Origin of the sequence: Nonomuraea montanisoli (genome assembly GCF_013363975.1) — a bacterium.
GTDB lineage: Bacteria > Actinomycetota > Actinomycetes > Streptosporangiales > Streptosporangiaceae > Nonomuraea > Nonomuraea montanisoli.
Map to the genome: position 1 here is coordinate 1 of NZ_JABWGN010000079.1, position 278 is coordinate 278.

Consider the following 278-nt stretch of genomic DNA (forward strand, 5'->3'; position numbering starts at 1 on the left):
CTATCCCGTCCTGGGTGACCGGGAGATGCGCGTACTGGCCAACCGGCCGTCGATGGTCCAAGCCTGGCTACGCGGGCTACAGGGCGAACTGGCCCCTTCCTACATCAAGGTCCAGCTGGCGCACGTGTCCGCTGTCTTCTCCGCGGCCGTGGACGACGGCCTCGTCGCGCGGAACCCCTGCAAGGCATCGGTCGTCCGAGCACCCAAGGTCTCGCGCGACAGGGTGAAGCCGTGGACGTACGAGAGGGTGGAAGGCATGCGGGCCGCTCTCGGGCAGA

1 pseudogene is annotated in these 278 nt (G+C 68.0%); it reads left to right on the top strand.

Annotation, left to right across the window (positions count from 1 at the left end):
* Window positions 1-25: 25 nt before the first annotated feature.
* Window positions 26-278, top strand: a pseudogene (locus HTZ77_RS45645) (site-specific integrase); the annotation flags it as partial.